General features: G+C 60.4%; 13 protein-coding genes. 8 read left to right on the forward strand and 5 right to left on the reverse strand.

Annotated features, from left to right (window positions below; translation table 11 throughout):
* Positions 1-104: 104 nt before the first annotated feature.
* Together ACODSC_RS09410 and ACODSC_RS09415 are read right to left on the reverse strand one after the other, a co-directional pair.
* Positions 105-2165, reverse strand: coding sequence for a sugar phosphate nucleotidyltransferase (locus tag ACODSC_RS09410; RefSeq protein WP_488814057.1), 2061 nt, complete (start codon positions 2163-2165; stop codon positions 105-107).
* A gap of 116 nt (positions 2166-2281) precedes the next feature.
* Positions 2282-2743 carry an Lrp/AsnC ligand binding domain-containing protein gene (locus ACODSC_RS09415; protein ID WP_488813639.1) on the reverse strand — a complete coding sequence of 154 codons (462 nt, stop codon included), beginning with the start codon at positions 2741-2743 and terminating at the stop codon, positions 2282-2284.
* 110 nt (positions 2744-2853) lie between these two features.
* On the opposite strand from ACODSC_RS09415, the gene putA reads away from it, so the two are divergent.
* From putA to pseH (ACODSC_RS09445), 6 genes are all read left to right on the forward strand, one after another.
* Positions 2854-5985 carry a bifunctional proline dehydrogenase/L-glutamate gamma-semialdehyde dehydrogenase PutA gene (gene putA, locus ACODSC_RS09420; RefSeq protein WP_488813640.1) on the forward strand — a complete coding sequence of 1044 codons (3132 nt, stop codon included), beginning with the start codon at positions 2854-2856 and terminating at the stop codon, positions 5983-5985.
* Between the two features lie 140 nt (positions 5986-6125).
* Complete coding sequence (locus ACODSC_RS09425) at positions 6126-7730, forward strand: heparinase II/III family protein (RefSeq protein ID WP_488814058.1); 1605 nt, start codon at positions 6126-6128, stop codon at positions 7728-7730.
* 115 nt (positions 7731-7845) lie between these two features.
* Positions 7846-8985, forward strand: coding sequence for a UDP-4-amino-4,6-dideoxy-N-acetyl-beta-L-altrosamine transaminase (gene pseC / locus ACODSC_RS09430; protein WP_488813641.1), 1140 nt, complete (start codon positions 7846-7848; stop codon positions 8983-8985).
* Positions 8982-9677, forward strand: coding sequence for a pseudaminic acid cytidylyltransferase (gene pseF / locus ACODSC_RS09435; protein WP_488813642.1), 696 nt, complete (start codon positions 8982-8984; stop codon positions 9675-9677). Before pseC ends, pseF begins: the two co-directional genes overlap by 4 nt.
* Before the next feature lie 30 nt (positions 9678-9707).
* Positions 9708-10826: a UDP-2,4-diacetamido-2,4,6-trideoxy-beta-L-altropyranose hydrolase gene (gene pseG, locus ACODSC_RS09440; RefSeq protein ID WP_488813643.1), complete on the forward strand. Its 1119-nt coding sequence runs from the start codon at positions 9708-9710 to the stop codon at positions 10824-10826.
* Positions 10823-11398: a UDP-4-amino-4,6-dideoxy-N-acetyl-beta-L-altrosamine N-acetyltransferase gene (pseH, locus tag ACODSC_RS09445; RefSeq protein WP_488813644.1), complete on the forward strand. Its 576-nt coding sequence runs from the start codon at positions 10823-10825 to the stop codon at positions 11396-11398. Before pseG ends, pseH (ACODSC_RS09445) begins: the two co-directional genes overlap by 4 nt.
* A 630-nt stretch (positions 11399-12028) precedes the next feature.
* On the opposite strand, the gene ACODSC_RS09450 is transcribed toward pseH (ACODSC_RS09445), so the two are convergent.
* On the reverse strand, positions 12029-12832 hold the full coding sequence (locus tag ACODSC_RS09450; RefSeq protein ID WP_488813645.1) for an enoyl-CoA hydratase-related protein: 804 nt from the start codon (positions 12830-12832) through the stop codon (positions 12029-12031).
* A gap of 170 nt (positions 12833-13002) precedes the next feature.
* Between ACODSC_RS09450 and pseH (ACODSC_RS09455) the strand changes: the two genes are divergently transcribed.
* Together pseH (ACODSC_RS09455) and pseI are read left to right on the forward strand one after the other, a co-directional pair.
* Positions 13003-13524: a UDP-4-amino-4,6-dideoxy-N-acetyl-beta-L-altrosamine N-acetyltransferase gene (gene pseH / locus ACODSC_RS09455; RefSeq protein ID WP_488813646.1), complete on the forward strand. Its 522-nt coding sequence runs from the start codon at positions 13003-13005 to the stop codon at positions 13522-13524.
* Positions 13525-13554: 30 nt separating this feature from the next.
* The gene (gene pseI / locus ACODSC_RS09460; protein ID WP_488813647.1) at positions 13555-14550 is read left to right on the forward strand and encodes a pseudaminic acid synthase; all 996 of its coding nucleotides are present in this window, start codon (positions 13555-13557) and stop codon (positions 14548-14550) included.
* Between the two features lie 11 nt (positions 14551-14561).
* Here the strand turns inward: pseI and pseB are convergent, their stop codons facing one another.
* Positions 14562-15563, reverse strand: a complete 1002-nt coding sequence (gene pseB / locus ACODSC_RS09465; RefSeq protein ID WP_488813648.1) for a UDP-N-acetylglucosamine 4,6-dehydratase (inverting) — start codon at positions 15561-15563, stop codon at positions 14562-14564.
* A 485-nt stretch (positions 15564-16048) separates the two neighbouring features.
* Positions 16049-16255 carry a hypothetical protein gene (locus ACODSC_RS09470; protein ID WP_488813649.1) on the reverse strand — a complete coding sequence of 69 codons (207 nt, stop codon included), beginning with the start codon at positions 16253-16255 and terminating at the stop codon, positions 16049-16051.
* Positions 16256-16422 lie beyond the last annotated feature (167 nt).

Consider the following 16422-nt stretch of genomic DNA (forward strand, 5'->3'; position numbering starts at 1 on the left):
GAGGCGGGCGGACCCTGAGCCGTTGAGTAAGGGCGGAAGTTCTAGACGGTTCGAATGACGAAGGCGAGACGACGATTGCCATCATCATGTTGCAGGTGGTCGGCTCAGGACAGTTGGAGGCCATTGTCCCCGGCATGAGCCAAGCCCCCGAGCGTTTCTCGAAGCTGGACATGGGCGGCCATGATCGAGCGGAGCGACAAAGCCCGTGAAGGTTCATCGATGAAGTCGCCGCTGTCCAGCATGGCGTCGCGCCAGAGGCCTTGAGGCGTGAGGAAAAGCCATAGGGCGTGCAGCGCGCAGCGCGCCTGTTCAATCGAGGCCGGGCAGGGGCCGTCGTCGGCCAGCACCGCAAGGATCAGCGACGCCTTGAGCCATTGCGTCTGCGACCAGAGCCGTGCGCGTCCACTCTGGATGATGCCTTTGTCATTCACGGCCTCCACGACGACACCACGTTTTAAGTCGATACCTAGAAGCCCACCAGCATAGCGTTTGCGAGCTTCCAATAGGGCGGCGGTGTCCGATGCTAATCTGCTGTAGCGCGCCAGCAGCCAGGCCCGATGGAAATGGTCACCCGGCGACGCCGGATGATCAATGTTGACTGCTTTTTGAATCGCGCTGACAATCTGATCTGCAAACTGTCGCCAGCCCTGGTCTTCGCTTATGTCAGTCCAGGCGAGCGCGCTCTCCAGCATTACGGAAGAATCCGCCTGGTATGATAGCCAGCCTTCTTGCCTTAAAAGACGTTCGCGAAGGACCCTGGCGTCGTGCTCCGCTGACGGGTCGTGCGTCGCCGCGAAAATAGCCGCCAAGGCAACGAGAAAACCGCCATAATCGCCTTGTTCGGAATGGCCGTCATCCGATGTCAGGTGCGATCGGCCTTTGTCGATCACGGCCTGCCATGGTCCTGGCCAGGCCTGTCGGCCGGCTTGCGCATATGCTTCGAGTTGGGCTGCTTGAACTTGAAGCTTAGGCGATGTCGCGATGCGACGCCCGCTCGGGCTGAGAAGCGTTTCGAACACCCCGGAAGCCCCCTGTCCCATAGTGCACCAAACCGGAAGCGCAGACTGACGTAACCAGGTCGCCAGCCGCTCAGCGCCGCTTTTCAGCGACTCCGGGGCGTGCGTCGGAAAATCGAGATGCGTCGGGGACAGTCTTCGGAGCCGCTCGACGACCTTCCTGACGTCCTGGCTGCGCTTAAGGTCGGTGACCAGAACGGCATCGCGTTCGACGATGACGCCCACATCTTTGAGCCCCAGGGTGGCGACGATCATCCCGTGGCAGGCGCGCACCAGGCAACCCTCGGAGTCTTCCAGAATATGAAGCCCGGCGCTTCCCTTCCCGGTCGCCTCCACGGCGTCCCATGCACCCAGGTCGGACCAGAAGAAATCCACAGGAAGCACCGAGGCTCGACGGGTCTTTTCCATAATGGCGTAGTCGATGGAGATTTTCGGTCCATCCGCAAACCGAACCCCCAGCATCGTGGACCGGCCGTTGGACTCGGAATCTTCAAGCCCGCCGATGGCCGCCGCCATTACGGCCGGGGCAAGCCGAGAAATCTCTTCGACTATGACATCCGCCCTGGCGACGAAATTGCCGCTGTTCCAGAGATAGCCGCTCTCGATATACCGTCGGGCCGTCGCCAAATCGGGCTTTTCCACGAAAGCGGCGACGGCCGACAAACCAGGTCCGGCTGGAAAAATGTAGCCATAGGCGGATGACGGCCGGGTCGGCACGACGCCCAGGGTCACGATCTGTCCCGCGTCTGCGGCGGGGATGGTTTCATATATGGCCGCCTGGAAGGCATCGTGATCGGGAATGTGGTGATCGGACGCCAGGAAAATATTCACCGCCGCCTGGTCGCGTCGCGCGGTCCAGAGCGCGGCGACCGCCATTGCCGCAGCAGAATCTCGCCCTTCGGGTTCGAGAAGAACGGTGGCGACAGCGCCGATCTGATCCAGCTGCTCCAGAATCTCGAACCGGTGATCCTGACTGCCTACCACGAGCAATTCACCGTCAGTCTCGATCAGTGGCAGCACGCGCTTCACGGTGTCTTGGAACAACGACCTTTCGCCTGCCAGTGGAAGGAACTGTTTGGGCCGCGAGGGACGCGATGCCGGCCAAAGCCGCGAACCGAACCCGCCGCACATGACAACCGGGCAAATCATCCCCACGACTACACCGCTCCGATCAAACGGCCGCCTTCAAGCGTGCCTCAGGGCTTATCTCGAAACAACCTTGTGTTCTGATTTGAAAATATTCAAGGTTGTATTTCTCTGATGGTTTACAGTGGCAACACCGTCGTCGATTTCACCTCCTCCAACACCGCATAGGTCCGGGTCTCCCTCACCCCCGGCATCCGCACCAGAACGTCGCCTAGGAAGGCGCGATAGGCGTCCATGTCGCCGACGCGGGCCTTGATCAGATAGTCGAAGCCGCCGGCGACCATGTGGCACTCCAGCACTTCGGGTTGGCTGCGGACGGCGGCGGCGAAGGCGTCGAAGACGTCGCCGGTGGTGCGGTCCAGCAGGACCTCGACGAAGATCAGCAGGTCGCGCCCGACCTGTGACGGGTCGATCATGGCGGCGTAGCCGGTGATGATCCTCCTCTCACGCAGCCGTTTGACCCGTTCGAAACAGGCGGCCGGCGATAGGTTGCAGCGCCGCGCCAGCTCGGCGTTCGAGATGCGGGCGTCGGTCTGGAGCACCCTAAGGATGCGGCGATCGACGCCGTCGATATCAATCATTGGAAATCACGCTCCGACACCGAACAATCATCGATAACGGCCCCTATCATACGAAGCACCTTCTTCGAACTCGAGAATATACGGCGGAAATCCACAGGACTTGACGCCCCATGACGCCCGCCGCCTTTTCGCCTTCGAGCCTGGCCGTTTGGGACGGGTTGGACCATCACAAGTTCCGCGACGAACGCGCCGCCGTCGCCGACAATCTGACGCTCATGCCGCTGGACGCCGGCGAACGCGAGGCGGTGGTCGCCGAGGCGATCGACCTGGTCGAACACGCCCGGCGCAGCCAGAAAAAGCAGGGGGTGGTCGAGAGCTTCCTTCAGCAGTTCAGCCTGGGTACCCGCGAGGGTCTGGCGTTGATGTGCCTGGCCGAGGCCTTGCTGCGGGTGCCGGACGAGGAGACCCGCGACCGACTGATCGCCGAGAAGATCGGCTCGGCCGATTGGGCGTCGCACCTGGGCCAGTCCGACAGCCTGTTCGTCAACGCCTCGACCTGGGGCCTGATGCTGACGGGCAAGTTGGTGGACGTGGACGATGAGGCGCGCACCGATCTGCCCGGCTTCCTGAAGCGCATCGCCGGTCGTCTGGGCGAGCCGGTGATCCGTCAGGCTGTAGCCACGGCCGTCAAGATCATGGGCGAGCAGTTCGTGGTGGGCCGCACCATCGAGGCGGCGCTGAAGCGATCGAACCGCGAGGGCTGGCTGTGCAGCTTCGACATGCTGGGCGAGGGCGCGCGGACCCTGGCCGACGCCGATCGCTATGAGCAGATCTACGCAGACGCCATCGAGGCGGTGGGCCGGACCTCCAAGGGGCAGGGCCCGGAGCATGGGCACGGCGTCTCGGTCAAGCTGTCGGCCCTGTCGCCCCGTTACGAGGCGACGCAGGAGGACGGCGTGTGGGCCACGCTGTATCCGCGCGTACTGCGTCTGGCCAAGATCGCAGCCAAACACGACATCAACTTCACCATGGACGCCGAGGAGGCCGACCGGCTGGCCCTGTCGCTGAAGCTGCTGGACCGGCTGGCGCACGAAACGGATTTGGGCGGCTGGACCGGCCTGGGTCTGGCGGTGCAGGCCTATCAAAAGCGCGGGCTAGAAACGATCCAACGGGTTGCAGACCTGGCCCGTCGCTCGGGCCGCCGGCTGATGGTGCGTCTGGTCAAGGGCGCCTATTGGGACACCGAGATCAAACGCGCCCAAGTTTTCGGCCGCACCGACTATCCGGTCTTCACCACCAAGGCCGCGACCGACCTGAACTATCTGGTCTGCGCCCGCGCCATGATCGAGGCCTCCCCGGCGATCTATTCGCAGTTCGCCAGCCACAACGCTCACACCCTGGCCGCCGTGCGGCGCATGGCCCGCGACCGGGGCGTCACGGTCGAGCACCAACGCCTGCACGGCATGGGCGAGGCTCTGTATGACGCCGCCATTGAGGAATGGTCCGACGAGACCGTGATCGTCCGCGCCTATGCCCCCGTCGGCGGGCATGAGGAATTGCTGCCCTATCTGGTGCGGCGCCTGCTGGAAAACGGCGCCAACTCCTCCTTCGTCCACGCCCTGCTGGACGAGCGCGTGTCCGCCTCGGCCGTCGCAGCCGATCCCATTTCCCTGGTCGAGCAGGCGCCCGACCGTCACCCCAAGATTCCGGTTCCGAAAGACATGTACGGCGATCGTCAGAACTCCCTCGGCCGCGACTATTCCCAAGCCGCCGACCGTGAAGCCCATGCCCGCGCACTCGAGGGCGTTGATCGCGAAAAGCTGACCTCCGGCCCGATCGTGGCTGGCCGCCTGCGCGCGGGGATCAACGCGCAGGACGTGACCAACCCCTTCGACCGGTCGCAAGTGCTGGGCCATGTCTCGGAAGCCGAGCCAGCCGACATCGACGCCGCCGTCGAGGCCGCCGCAAACGCCCAGATCAAATGGGACCGTCAGGGTGGGGCGAAACGCGCCGTGGTCCTGCGCGCCATGGCCGACGCGCTGGAGGCGGACCTGGATCGTCTGGTCGCCCTGCTCAGCCGCGAGGCGGGCAAGACCCTGAACGACGGCGTCGCCGAGGTGCGCGAGGCCGCCGATTTCTGCCGCTACTACGCCCTGCTGGCCGAACGCGACTTCACCGCTCCCGAAACCCTGAAGGGCCCGACCGGCGAGACCAACCAGTTGTTCCTGCATGGACGCGGCGTCTTCGCCTGCATCTCGCCGTGGAACTTCCCCTTGGCCATCGTTACCGGCCAGATCGCCGCCGCCCTGGCCGCCGGCAACGCCGTCCTTGCCAAACCCGCCGAACAGACGCCGCTGATCGCCGCCGAGGCCGTGCGCCTGTATCATAAGGCCGGCCTGAATCCGGACCTGCTGGCCCTGGTCCCCGGACGCGGCGAGACGGTCGGCGCGGCCCTGGTCACGCATCCGGGCGTCGACGGCGTCGCCTTCACCGGCGGCACCGATACAGCCGGCGCGATCAACCGCGCCATCGCCGCCCGTCCCGGCGCCATCATCCCCTTCATCGCCGAGACCGGCGGCCTGAACGGCATGTTCATCGACACCACGGCGCTGAAGGAACAGGTCATCGACGACGTGATCCAGTCGGCCTTCGGCTCCGCCGGCCAGCGCTGCTCGGCCCTGCGCGTCCTCTATGTGCCCAAGGACTCGGCCGACGCCCTGATCGAAGGCCTGAAAGGCGCCCTGGCCGTCCAGACGGTCGCCGACCCCGCCGACCCCCAGACTGACATCGGCCCCGTCATCGACCCGGAATCACGCCGCGCCCTGGAGGCCCACGTCGAGCGTCTGTCGAAGGAAGCGAAGATCATCGCCCGCGCCGACCTGCCGCTCGGCGCCGAAAAGGGCGACCTGTTCGCCCCCACCATCGCCGAAATCCCCACGCCGGACTTCCTGGAACGCGAGGTCTTCGGCCCCATCCTGCACATCTATCGCTACGACTCGGCCGACCTGAAGTCGGTCGCCGGCAAGCTCGCCGCCCGCGGCTACGGCCTGACTTTGGGCATTCACAGCCGCATCGAAGCCTTCGCCACCCAGGTCGTTGATCTGGTTCCTGCCGGCAACGTCTACGTTAACCGCTCGATCACCGGCGCGGTGGTCGGCGTGCAGCCCTTCGGTGGCGAAGGGCTTTCTGGGACGGGACCGAAAGCGGGCGGCCCCAACAGCCTGATCCGCTACGCGGCGGAAAGGGCGATCAGCGTCAACATCGCCGCGCAAGGCGGCGACCCGGCGCTGCTGAATCTGTAGCTGCAGCCGTGACGGGGCTCCGGCCGCTGTGTTGCGGCCGGTTCGCGCTTGAGCTAAGCGACCGTTCCGCAGTGGACAGGGGTCCCGCGCACTCAGGATGAGCATTGGAACCCGTTCATAATTTCAGGACCGCACTGTGCTTGGCGCAGCGGAATCCGCGTGAGGCGGCGATGGCGCTGCTCGCCGAAGGTTGGAAGGCGCGCCACGACACCCAGCCGATGGATGTCCGGGCGCCGATCGATTGGCTGACAGCGGGCGGAGAGGACGCGAACTGGCGGTTTCAGATTCATTCCTGGCGGCTGATCGATCCCCTGATCGTGGCGCGGGACCGCACCCAGAAGGCGGGATGGAGCCAATACATTATTCCCGTCATGCTGGACTGGGCGGACGCGGAGGCTTTGCATGGGCGCGATCATCCGGCGGTGTTCTGGAACGACATGGGAACAGGGCACCGCGCTGCGAGGCTGGCCTATATTCTTAGTCGGCCGGAGATCAACAAAAGGCGTAACAAGCCTCTGAAGGCCCGACTTCAAGCGCTGGGTCGGTCCCACGTCTCCAAGCTCCGGGAACCTGAGTTCTTTTCCCTAACGAACCACGGGTTTTTCCAGGTCCACGGTCTCATGGCGCTTGCTCTGACCTTGCCGCAGACTGAAGAGTCCGAGGCGGCGCGGGACCAGGCCAGGGACATGTTCAGGCGCCTGATGCGCCAGCAGTTCGGTCAGGAGGGCGTCCATCTGGAGCACTCGCCCGGCTATCACGGTTTTGCCCTGCGGACGTTGAAACAGCTTCTCGGCAGCGGCTGGTATGATGACCTGACCGATGTGATCGACATCCGCGATAGGGCGCTCGCAGCCCAGCCCTGGTTCGTCTTTCCTGACGGCCGCATCTCTGCGATTGGCGACTCCAGTCGGCGGAAATCATCTCTGGAGCGGGTGAGTGACGACGTGGTCGCCGCCAAGCTCTTCAAAGAAGCGGGCTATGCGATCGTCAAGAGTTCGCCGGACGCTGCCCCTGATGAGGCCTTCATGCTGATCGTCGGTGCGGGACATCACAGCAGCATGCATAAACATGCCGACGACCTGAGTTTCGAACTGTTCGACAAAGGGCGCTATTGGATCATCGACAGCGGTCGATACACCTATTCGAAATCTCCCATCAAAAATCATATGCGGAGTGCGGCGGCCCATAACAGCATCGACCTCATGGAGGAGCGCGACGATAACGGCGTCCGGCAGACGCAGCCTGTTGGGGGCATGTTGAGCTCGCTGAGCCGAGACGGCGATACCTGGGTCATCAAAGGCGCGTTTGATCGGCCCTTGTTTGGCGTGGTCCACGAACGGACCTTCCTTTACACGCCCGGCCAACGTCTGGTCCTTGAGGATCACATTCGTTGCGGGCGCAGCCGCAAGGTGACGGCGTGGCTTCACCTCGCTTCCGACCTCTCCGGCCAAGTTCATAAGAACGGGTGGCGGCTTCCCGGCGCCGCAATCCGGTATGAATCCGTACTGCCGATCACCCTGTCTCGCCATCGGGGCGCCAAGAACCCGATGCAGGGCTGGGCCGCGCCCGCTTACCACCGGCTGGACGCGATCGATGCGCTGGGCGCCGCCTTGCAAGGCGAGGAGATTCGGCTACGGACAGTAATCGAATTTGGCGAAGTTCCGCCTTCGCGGGCCGATCCTCGATCCGCAATCCAAGGGCTGGTGGCCGGGCTCAAGCGTGCGCTTTTCGCTCGTCGCCGATGACGCTCGAACGCCCTTGAGACGAGCCGGCGCGCGTCGTTCTTGCGGCGAAGCGACGGATGCGGGATACCCCCGACAAGGGCCGACAGGCGCCCCGACCCGGCGGAGACCTCGTGCAGTGACATTCATCTCTTATGGTCGGCAGTGGATCGATGAAGAGGACGAACAGGCCGTCCTGACCGCGCTGCGGTCCGACTATCTGACGCAGGGTCCGGCGACGCAGAAGTTCGAGAACGATCTCAAAGCATACGTCGGGGCTAAGCATTGCGTCGTCGTCAGCAATGCCACCGCCGGTCTCCATCTGGCAGTGGCGGCGCTGGAGCTTGAGGGCGGCGAGGGCATCACCTCTCCCAACACCTTCGTCGCGACCTCGAACGCCATGGCCTATACCGGCCTCAAACCGGTATTCGCGGATATCGATCCGCGCACTTTCAATCTCTCGGTCGATGCCGTTCGGGCGGCCATAACGCCCCGCACTCGCCTGGTCGCGCCCGTCCATTTCGCCGGTCTTCCCGTCGACATGAAAGCGCTGAAGGCCGCAGCGGACGAACACGGCCTTCGCGTGATCGAAGACGCTGCGCACGCCATCGGGTCCGAGTACGCCGACGGCGGAAAGGTCGGCGACGGCCGCTATTCCGACCTGACGGTCTTCTCCTTCCACCCGGTCAAGACCATGACCACAGGCGAAGGGGGCGCGATCACCACGAATGACGACGCCCTGTACGAGCGCCTGCTGATGCTGCGCTCCCATGGGATCACGCGCGATCCGGCCAGGCTGGAGCAAAGCCCGGGTCCGTGGTGGTACGAACAGCAGGGGCTGGGGTACAACTACCGGATGACGGAGCTCCAGGCCGCGCTGGGCTCGAGCCAGCTTCGGAAGCTGGACGGGTTCGTCCAGCGGCGCCGCGAGATCGTGCAGCGCTACCGGCGCGACCTGGCCGATCTGGACTGGCTCAGTCTGCCGCACGACGCCGGCCAGCAGCAGGTGAGCTATCATCTGTTCGTGGTGCAGATCGACTTCGAACGGATCGGCGTAAGCCGCGCAGACGCGATGGCCGCGCTTGCCGCGCGGGGCGTCGGGTCTCAGGTGCACTATATCCCCGTGCACACCCAGCCTTGGTATCGGGCGACCTATGGCGCCGCGAGCGTGCCTGCGGCCGAGGCCTATTACGACCGCTGCCTGTCCATTCCCCTGTATCCGGCCATGACCGACGCCGATGTCGATCAGGTGGTCCAGGCGGTGCGGAGCCTGGCGTGAAGGCGCTGGCCGTCATTCCGGCGCGCGGAGGCTCCAAGCGAATCCCGCGCAAGAACATCCGCGATTTCCGGGGAAAGCCGATCATCGCCTGGTCGATTGAGGCCGCCCTCTCAAGCGGACTATTCGAAACTGTAATGGTGTCGACTGATGACCCGGAAATCGCGGAGACGGCTAGGGCCTGGGGCGCGGAGACACCCTTTCTGCGATCAGCGGAGAACTCGAACGACCACGCAACTCTAGCGGATGTTCTGAGAGAGGTAATTTCCGAGTATGTTGAGAGGAATACAAGTTTCAGTCATGCTTGCTGCCTCTACGCGACTGCTCCCTTCGTGCGGGCCGAGCATCTGGCGGAAGGCTTAACGATGTTGGAAAGCCGCTCGTTTTCATCCGTTATATCGGTGACGCCTTTTGATTACCCAATTTGGCGATCCTTTTGCATGTCTGATGAAGACAGGCTCGCGTATAATTTTCCAGATTATCGAGATAAGCGATCTCAGGATATTCGACCATCATACCAAGATGCAGGGCAGTGGTGCTGGTTCGACGTGAAACACGTAATGGAAGATGGTCGTTTGGTCGGGGATAATACCGGCGCGGTTGTTCTACCTCGGTCTAAAGTGCAAGACATCGATGATGAAGAAGACTGGCGAATAGCTGAGTTGAAGCATCAAATTGCATTTGGAGAACGATAAGCTGTGATTTTCGAGCGTCCAGATAATGGGATGTCCCAAAAGGGCGAAAGTCGATGCGTTGCAATTAGGGTAGATGCCTCCGAACACATTGGCGGGGGGCACGTGATGCGATGCTTGACGCTCGCGCAGGCTCTGATTGTTCGCGGGTCGACGGTCCATTTTATCTGCAGGAAGTTGCCAGTCGCGATTGAGGACGTCGTGCGTCGCAGCGGTGTCAACCTGCACATTATTGACGCGACGGGACCGGAAGCCGACGGGGGCAACTGGGAGGCCTCATCGATGCCTGACCCTCTTCAGCGGCACGACGCGAAGCTGACCATGGAAATCATCAATCGCTCGCGGGCGGATTGGCTGGTAGTTGACCATTACCAACTTGGTTTGCCATGGGAGGCGGAGGCCCGATTGGGGGTGAGCAGGGTTGTGGTTCTGGATGACCTCGCCAATAGGCGGCATGATTGTGACGTGCTCCTCGATCACAACATAGACCGGCTGGAAGAGGATTACAGGGGACTCGTACCTCAATCATGTAGATTGTTCGTCGGTAGTAAGTACTTCTTGCTACGAGATGAGTTCCGCAAGGCAAGGTATGTTACTACCAATCATATTGAAGTGCGAGACGTCACTAGATTGTTGTTGTCTCTCGGCGCGACCGATATTGATGGCCAGACTGCGCGAGTTCTTAGCAATATAAAGGAATTTAATCCCGACATCGCGGTTGATGTAATTCTTTCGTCAGAAGCAAAAAGCTGGGTCGCCGTGGAGGCGATGGCGCGCCAGCATCCAAACATATCGCTACATGAAAATAGTCGAGCGATGGCTGCGCTAATGACATCTGCAGATATTGCGGTGGGCGCAGGTGGAATGACAATGTGGGAGAGGGCGTGCTTGGGTTTGCCAAGCGTTGTGCTTGCTCTTGCGGAGAATCAGAAGCGTAGCGTCAAGGCTATGGCCTCTGCCAATGCTATCGAAGTAGCAGAATCAATCGAGCATGTGGGGCCGGTGGTTCGCAAGCTTTGCGTAAATACGACTCGGCGCGCTCAAATGGCGCGTGCCGCCTTTAATTTAGTTGATGGCGAAGGCGCAGGCCGTATAGCTGATGCTGTACTAAGCCTCGATCCACATCCATCTCCGTATAGTGAGGAAATATGACCGTTTCGGCCGGTGTGCTTGGATCGTTGGATCTTCGTCCGTTAGCGACGTTAAATGATGTTGAGTTGTTACGTATACTAGAGGTAAGGAACGAGCCGAGTGTGCGCGACGCGATGTTCACCTCTGACGTTATACATTTAGATGATCATTTAAAATGGGTGGAAAAGGTTAAAAGTAGTCCTGCATTTGAGTTGTTTGGAGTGGATTTTAACCAGGAAATAATCGGCATGGTGGGTCTTACCGATTACGATCGTGCCAATAAAAGAGCAAATTGGTCATATTATTTGACGGAGCAGGTCAGGGGAAGGGGAATCGGCATAGCCGGCGAGTTCCGATTTCTTGACCTCGTCTTTTGCGACCTAAATGTCGAAAAATTGAATGGAGAGGTGCTTTCTTTCAATCAGAAAGTACTGGATCTGCATAAGCGATTTGGTTTTTTAGAAGAAGGTGTCCGGCGAAAGCACATCATCCGCGATGAGCAGTGGATTGACTGCGTCCTCATCGGAATCACCAAGGAAGAGTGGGCTGAGAAGCGGCTGTTGGTCCGGCAAGCCCTGTTTCACGAGCCCTAGGCTCCAGACCTATTCATAGCCAAAATCCGACGAGAATGGCGGGCGACGCGGGAGAGTAAGCGGTCGGTGAGTTGTCGTATCGAGTGGCGACACTGGGGTAGTCCTTGACCCGACAGAATGCGTTTTCGACGTGGTGTCGCTCCTGCTACCGAGCTTGTCGTAGACGACCACGCGCCTTAGGTTGTTGCGGCCTAGGATGACGGAAACGGCCCCGGTGTGGCGCAGCGAACGCTGTAGGGCATCGGCGTCTTAGTCCTTGTCGGCCAGGACGTAGCGGGCTTCGTCCGCGCGAGCGAGGAGCGAGGAGCGAGGAGCGCCGGTGCGACGGTGATGTCGAAGACGCTTCCTGTCGTCAGGGTCAGCGCAAAGAGGGCTGTCCGACGACGTCAGCGAGGGCGTGAACCTTGGTCGTTCGGCCGGCAGCCGATCTTTAGCACATGGTTGACGCCCGAGATCACGCGCCGGGCACCGACCCGCCGGGCGCCCGCCTACTGCCAGGTTCGGCTCGACGGTCGCCCAGTGATCATCTGATTGCCAAAACAGCTTGCCCATCACCGGCTCCGACGCGACCACGACGCATCGGAAGCATAATTTTCCGTTAGGCTTCTAGCCGGTGATTGGGTTTGGAGCCTAACGTCCTTTCCAATTCGGAAGCCGTTTTTCCGTGAAGGCAAGGGCACCCTCCTTGTAATCGTCCGTTTGTTGAAGCTGGGCCTGGCGTTCATCGCCGGACCGTCGAAGTTCGGCGTCCGTGAAATCATACGCGCTTCGGGCGATTGCCAGGCTCTCCCTCACAGCTAACGGAGCGTTAGAGGCAATGGTTTCTGCAAGCGTCAGAGCGGCGGGTATCAACTGCTGCGCATCCACGACTTCATTGATTAGGCCTAGAGCCAAGGCGCGCTGGGCGTCAATCGGCCGGCCGGTGAGGAGCATCTCGATAGCAACCTTCTGCGGCACCGTCCTTGCGAGACGGTAGGCGCCTCCCGCTGACGCCATGAGGCCTCGTCGCACCTCAGGCAATCCAAAACTCGCGTTGGGGGTGGCTAATGCAAGGTCGCATGCCAGCATGATCTCAAAGCCGCCGGCAAGTGCGAAGCCGTCGACCGCAGCGATCCATGGTTTAGTCCGCTGTGCATGCACGAATCCCCCAAATCCACCGGAAGCTGTGAATAGGGCGTCCAAATTTCCTTCGGAAACTTCGCGAAGATCCGCTCCAGAGCAAAACGCGCGTCCTCCCGATCCTGTGAGAATGACGGCTCGGAGGTGAGGCATTGCGTTGGTTCGCGCTACAATCGCGCTGAGTGAATGTGCGAGCTCTGCGTTGACTGCGTTCATTCGCTCCGGGCGATTGAGGGAGACAAGCATTATATGACGGCCGATCTCCTCGACCTGGATGACAGGGGGAGAATTATTGCTGTCGGTATCGCTAGCCATATTCGGATCCTCATTCGTCACGCCTTGGGATAGGGTATCCTATCGGTGTTGAGGTGTGCTTGGCACCCCGCTACCCTGCGCTCAGGCGTCAAATATTTGGGCCACAGTCTTTTTTGTAGGCAGATGAAGAGAGCCCAGTGATAAATCGTAAGGACTGCCAACTTCGAAGGGTGACGATCGACGACGCTGGTCGAATGCTGTCTTGGCGAAATCAAGAACGTGTCCGCACCAACATGTATAACAGCGACGTAATTCCACTAAATGAGCACACGGAGTGGATACAAACGGCGCTAGCCGAATCTAGTCAGAGGCATTTCGTCTTTGAATATTCGGGTGTTCCTTTAGGCGTTGTATCGTTCTCGCAAATCGATGAACGACGATCCTCGTGTTCGTGGGCATTCTATGTTGGAGAACCTAATGCACCTAAGGGTGTTGGCGCGGCGATGGAGTTTCTAGCACTGGATTACGCATTCGAAGAAATCAAAGTTGAAGCGTTGCTTTGTGAGGTGCTTTGTCACAATCGGACAGTTTTAAAGATGCATCAGCGCTTCGGGTTCGTAATCCACGGCAATTTGGCGCGTTTCGATGCTAAAGGTGTTGAACGTGAAGCCGTCGCTCTACAAATAAGACCTGAACAATGGCGTGACCACAGAGAGTCACTTAAGTCAATAATTTTTAAGGAAGTTAGTTAGATGAAGTTTGTATGGCCCGAGCGAGCATTTATGATCGCTGAGCTTTCAGCTAATCATGGCGGATCTCTCGAAGTGTGTTTGGAAACGGTTCGAGCTGCAGCAGATTGCGGCGCGGACGCAATCAAACTTCAAACCTACAGGCCTGATACAATTACACTACAGTGTGACGGTGAAGCATTCCGATTGGGGCAGGATTCTCTGTGGGCCGGGCGGACCCTATACGACCTTTACGCGGAAGCTCAGACTCCTTGGGAATGGCACGCTCCGATCAAGGCGGAGGCGGACCGGTGCGGCCTGACATTCTTTTCTTCGCCGTTCGATTTCACTGCGGTCGATTTTCTCGATGAGCTGGATACAGCAATCTTCAAGATCGCCTCCTTCGAGATCGCCGACATCCCGCTGATCGAATACGCCGCTTCCAAGGGACGGCCGATGATCATGTCCACCGGCATCGCCGGATTGGCAGAAATCGAGGAGGCGGTCGCCGCCTGTCATCGCCAAGGCAATTTCGACATCACCCTGCTGAAATGCACCTCGGCCTATCCGGCCGAGCCGAAGGACGCGAACCTGCGGACCATTCCCAATCTGGCTGAAACGTTCGGTTGCAAGGTCGGGCTGTCGGACCACACCATGGACAACGCCGTCGCCGTGGCGGCGGTGGCGTTGGGTGCGCGCGTGATCGAGAAGCACTTCATCGTCGATCGCGCGGTCGGCGGCCCGGACGCCAGTTTCTCGCTGACGCCTGACGAGTTCAAATCGCTGGTTGAACAGGTCCGCATCGCCGAACAGGCGCTGGGTCGGGTCCAGTACGGTGCGACTGGTCAGGCAGCGGCCAACCGCAAGTTCGGCCGGTCGCTGTTCATCGCCGAGGACACCAAGGCCGGAGAAGAACTGACGCCGGCCAATCTTCGTTCCGTGCGTCCCGGCGACGGCCTGCATACCCGCTACTATCGCGAACTGCTGGGCCGCCGCCTCAGAACGGCGGCTCCGAAAGGGACGCCGATGAACTGGGCGCTATTGGAATAGCGCCCAGTTCGTCAGGGCATCGCATTGACGTTGAAGGCCCGCGTTTCCTCGACGGTGAAGAAATGCGGGTTGGTGCCGGAATTATATTCGAAGCCCTGTTCCACGCGCACGCCTTCTTCGCCCAGACGGTTCTTGGCGAAGTCCACATCGACATGATGGAAGCGGATCGTCGGCGCGATGACGTAATGGTCGCCGAACTCATAGGTGAGGTGCGAGTCGTCGGCGGGGCACATGATCTCGTGCAGCTTTTCGCCGGGACGAATGCCCACGACGTGGGTCGGCATGCCGGGCGCGATAGCCTCGGCCAGATCCATGATGCGCACCGACGGAATCTTCGGGATGAAGATTTCTCCACCGTGCATCCGGGTGAAATTCTTCAGAACGAATTCCACGCCCTGTTCCAGAGAAATCCAGAACCGAGTCATGTTTTCGTGAGTGATTGGAAGAGACGTCGCGCCCTGGGCGATCAGCTTCTCAAAGAAGGGCACCACCGAACCGCGTGAGCCGACGACATTGCCGTAGCGCACGACGGCGAACCGCGTGCGATGGCTGCCGGCCATGTTGTTTGCGGCGACGAACAACTTGTCGGAGACCAGCTTGGTCGCGCCGTACAGATTGATCGGATTTGCGGCCTTATCCGTAGATAGGGCGATGACCCTGTCAACATTATTAGCCAAGGCGGCGGCGATCACGTTTTCCGCGCCGTTCACATTCGTCCGGATGCACTCCGTTGGATTATATTCGGCGGCCGGAACCTGTTTCATCGCCGCAGCGTGAATGACGAAATCGACGCCCCGCATGGCCTGCGTCAGGCGTTCGCGATCCCGCACGTCGCCAAGGAAGAAGCGCATGCAAGGATCGGTGAACTCTTGCTGCATCTCGAACTGCTTCAGCTCATCGCGAGAGTACACGATCAATCGTTGCGGTCGGTAGCGCGCAAGAATCTGACGGATGTACATCTTCCCAAACGATCCTGAACCGCCCGTGATCAGGATGGATTTTTGGTCGAACATGCGGAAATCTCGTGGGTTGTCGTGAGGGGAGGGTGGCGCTTTCTAGTAGTCGAAGGCGCTTTCGGCAATCAGATTGCGGGGATGACGTTTGCTGTGGTGGGAGACGCGGCTGAAAGCCCGAGACTTTCTGCCCAACCCTATCTGGTTGCCTCGCCGGCACATGACGGCGACATGAAGGAGACTGCATTGGCGCCATGCCGGCGTAAGCATACCGTCGATGGGTCGTTCATCCGCATGCATAGTCGCAAGAAGCTTCCGCGCAGCACATCCCGATCAATGATACATAAAACGAAATCGCGCTGTCGCTTCACAAGGCCGGATGGATTTAGGGGGGCAAAGGGTCACGCAACTGCCTACCGTTTGAATCCCTGGGCGTAAGCCGCTCCGTGGAGCCACAAGGACATCGTCAATTTTCTACGAATGGAAGGCCAAATTGATGACACCGTTCGGTTGTTGGGCACTGACGTTCTCGGAATCCGGCACCACTAAATCCCGAGGTCTTCGCGCCATTCCCGTTCGACCTGGCTGCACAGCAGTTCGAAATCCACTAAATGTCCATTCTCGTCTCGAATTTTCACCGACTCGGCTCCACTCTGCATGAGCGTATGAGCTTTAGCTACCGCGTCCTTGGCGTTTCCGGCTCGCATACTGACGGCGCCGCTATGGTCAGGGCTGGTGATCGTGAATTTCATCCGTGGAGCCTCTAACCCTGCTGGTTTGATGTGATGAACGCCATCTGAAATCTCATCGCGTATTGATCAAAGGCGTCTAGATCGCGTTCTCATCCGTTAACGAGAAGAGCCGACCAACCTATAGCGAGCACATGCGCCAAGCAACTGACGGATGCCTGCTGACAGAC

Source organism: Brevundimonas sp. FG128 (assembly GCF_057809775.1).

Bases quoted from the DNA above. Each gene is read 5' to 3' on its own strand.
- pseH (WP_488813644.1), top strand. From the start codon at position 10,823: ATGACCGTTTCGGCCGGTGTGCTTGGATCGTTGGATCTTCGTCCGTTA.
- ACODSC_RS09410 (WP_488814057.1), bottom strand. From the start codon at position 2,165: ATGATTTGCCCGGTTGTCATGTGCGGCGGGTTCGGTTCGCGGCTTTGG.
- putA (WP_488813640.1), top strand. From the start codon at position 2,854: ATGACGCCCGCCGCCTTTTCGCCTTCGAGCCTGGCCGTTTGGGACGGG.
- ACODSC_RS09415 (WP_488813639.1), bottom strand. From the start codon at position 2,743: ATGATTGATATCGACGGCGTCGATCGCCGCATCCTTAGGGTGCTCCAG.
- ACODSC_RS09450 (WP_488813645.1), bottom strand. From the start codon at position 12,832: ATGGCTAGCGATACCGACAGCAATAATTCTCCCCCTGTCATCCAGGTC.
- pseG (WP_488813643.1), top strand. From the start codon at position 9,708: ATGTCCCAAAAGGGCGAAAGTCGATGCGTTGCAATTAGGGTAGATGCC.
- pseI (WP_488813647.1), top strand. From the start codon at position 13,555: ATGATCGCTGAGCTTTCAGCTAATCATGGCGGATCTCTCGAAGTGTGT.
- pseB (WP_488813648.1), bottom strand. From the start codon at position 15,563: ATGTTCGACCAAAAATCCATCCTGATCACGGGCGGTTCAGGATCGTTT.
- ACODSC_RS09470 (WP_488813649.1), bottom strand. From the start codon at position 16,255: ATGAAATTCACGATCACCAGCCCTGACCATAGCGGCGCCGTCAGTATG.